The 2,332-nt window shown below is 61.7% G+C and carries 2 protein-coding genes; both read left to right on the forward strand.

The features are described from left to right. Positions 1-175: 175 nt before the first annotated feature. Positions 176-1,354 carry an MFS transporter gene (locus QMX91_RS30725; RefSeq protein ID WP_135295777.1) on the forward strand — a complete coding sequence of 393 codons (1,179 nt, stop codon included), beginning with the start codon at positions 176-178 and terminating at the stop codon, positions 1,352-1,354. 154 nt (positions 1,355-1,508) lie between these two features. Continuing rightward, complete coding sequence (locus QMX91_RS30730; protein WP_282413868.1) at positions 1,509-2,198, forward strand: HPP family protein; 690 nt, start codon at positions 1,509-1,511, stop codon at positions 2,196-2,198. The last annotated feature ends 134 nt before the right edge of the window (positions 2,199-2,332 follow it).

Below are 2,332 nucleotides of genomic sequence, written 5' to 3' on the forward strand. Positions count from 1 at the left end.
GGCTTGCTCGCGAAGGCGGTGTGCCCGCTGATAACGATGCTGGATGTGCCGGCCCCTTCGCGAGCAAGCCCGCTCCCACACGGATTTGCGGTGTGTCAGGTTGACCGCCGAGCGCGACCCGGTGAGGATGGCAAGGCTCACCCGCGCATTCTGAAATAAGGACATTGATCTCCTCGTGGCCACCTACTCCCGCCTCATCCGCCGACTGATGATCACCTCGCTGAGCATCGTCATCAGCCGTGCCCTGATCAGTCCGCTGCTGACCTTGTTTCTCAGCAACAAACTGGGCCTCAACCCACAGGATGTCGGTCTGCTGTTGGGCATCGCCGTGTTCAGTGCCACGCTGTTGTCACTGTACGGCGGCTACATCATCGATCGCCTCGACAAGCGTCAGCTGTTGATCCTGACCATGCTCTCCAGCGGTGTCGGCCTGATGCTGCTGACCTTCGCGCAGAATCTGTACCTGGTCACGCTGGTGTTGATCATCAGTGAAACCGCCTCTGCGCTGTTCCTGATCTGCTCCAAAGCGATGCTCAGTGAAAACCTGCCGGTGGGCCAGCGGGTCAAGGCGTTTTCGCTGAACTACACGCTGACCAATATTGGCTACGCCGTCGGCCCGATGATCGGCGTGGTAATTGCTGGGGTTCAGCCTTCAGCGCCGTTTATCGTCGCGGGGCTAATTGCCGCTGGCAGCGTTTTCCTGCTGCTGGGCGTCTCTCGCGAGGTCAGCCCGCTGTCGCAGGCGAGCCAGCCGCAGAGCTTCCTGAAGACGCTGATCATCCTGAAAAACGACCGCACGATGATCCTGTTTACCCTCGGTTGCTTGCTCAGCACCCTGGTTCACGGGCGCTTCACCCTGTACCTGTCGCAGTATCTGCTGGTGACCCACACGCAGGAGCAGACCCTCGACACCATGGCCGCCCTGCTCGCCTGCAACGCGATCACGGTGATCCTGCTGCAATACCAGATCGGGCGCTTTCTCAAGCGTGAGCACCTGCGGTTCTGGATTGCCGGCGGCACCGCGTTGTTCATCGTCGGCCTGATCGGTTTCAGCATGGCCGACAGTCTGGTCGGCTGGTGCGTGGCGATGTTCATCTTCACCCTCGGCGAGATGATCATCTATCCGGCGGATTTCCTCTTCGTCGACACCCTCGCACCCGAAGAGCTGCGCGGCAGTTACTACGGTGCGCAGAACCTCGCGGCACTGGGCGGTGCGCTGAGTCCGGTGATGTGCGGGTTCCTGCTGATGCACACGCCGGCGCCGAGCATGTTCTACGCCCTGAGCGCTCTGGCGGGGCTGGGTGGGTATTTGTGTTTTGTCAGCGGACGCCGCGTGGCGATAATTCAAAAATAATGCACTGAAGCAGCATTTATATGAATTTGTCAGCATCGACTTTGCACGGCACACTGTGCGCGTTCCTCCCCCAATAGTTGGAACGCTTCGAGGACTTTCCGAAACGGACAAGTCCTTTTTTTTGCCCCGAATTTACTGCAAGGACCCGATTCACATGCTCGCTCGCTGGTTGCCCGCCGCCATCAACACCCGCCCCACCGAATGGAGCCGCGCCGCGATCGGCATGGCGCTGGGCACCTTGTTCAGCGTCTGGGCGTGCAGTCAGGTGTTCGGCATCGAGGTCGCGTACCACCTGATCGGGCCGTTGGGCGCCTCGGCCGTGTTGCTGTTTGCCGTGTCTTCCGGCGCACTCGCGCAACCCTGGTCGATCATCGGCGGCTACCTGTGCGCCAGCGTTGTCGCGCTGCTGGTAGCCCACGTCATCGGTCGCACCTTGGGGAGCGCATGCCTGGCGGCGGGCATGGCGCTGATCCTGATGTGCTGGCTGCGTTGCCTGCATCCGCCGGCCGGCGCACTGGCGCTGACGCTGGTACTGGCCGATCCGGCCACCATCGCCATGGACTGGAAAGCCATGGAACCGGTGATGCTCGCCGCCGCCTGCATGCTGCTCAGCGCGCTGGCCTACAACAACCTGACGCGCATCCGCTATCCGAAACGCCCGGCCGAGCCTGCGCCGCTGCTGGCTCCCGTCGATAGCCAGGCAATTACCGCCGAGGATTTGAAACTGGCACTGGCCGACATGGAAGCGTTTATCGACGTCACTCCCGAAGACCTCGAACAACTGATCCACGCCAGCGAGCTGCATGCCAAACGCCGCAGCATCGGCGAAGTCTTCACCCGATAACCACCTGCATCATTGTGGCGAGGGAGCTTGCTCCCGCTCGGCTGCGCAGCAGTCGTAAACCCGCGGTGTCGGGCCGCTTCGCAACCCGGCGAGAGCAAGCACCCACCCCACAAAGGCAATCCTCAACCTGCAGG

This window comes from Pseudomonas sp. PS01299, assembly GCF_029960145.1.
GTDB lineage: Bacteria > Pseudomonadota > Gammaproteobacteria > Pseudomonadales > Pseudomonadaceae > Aquipseudomonas > Aquipseudomonas putida_A.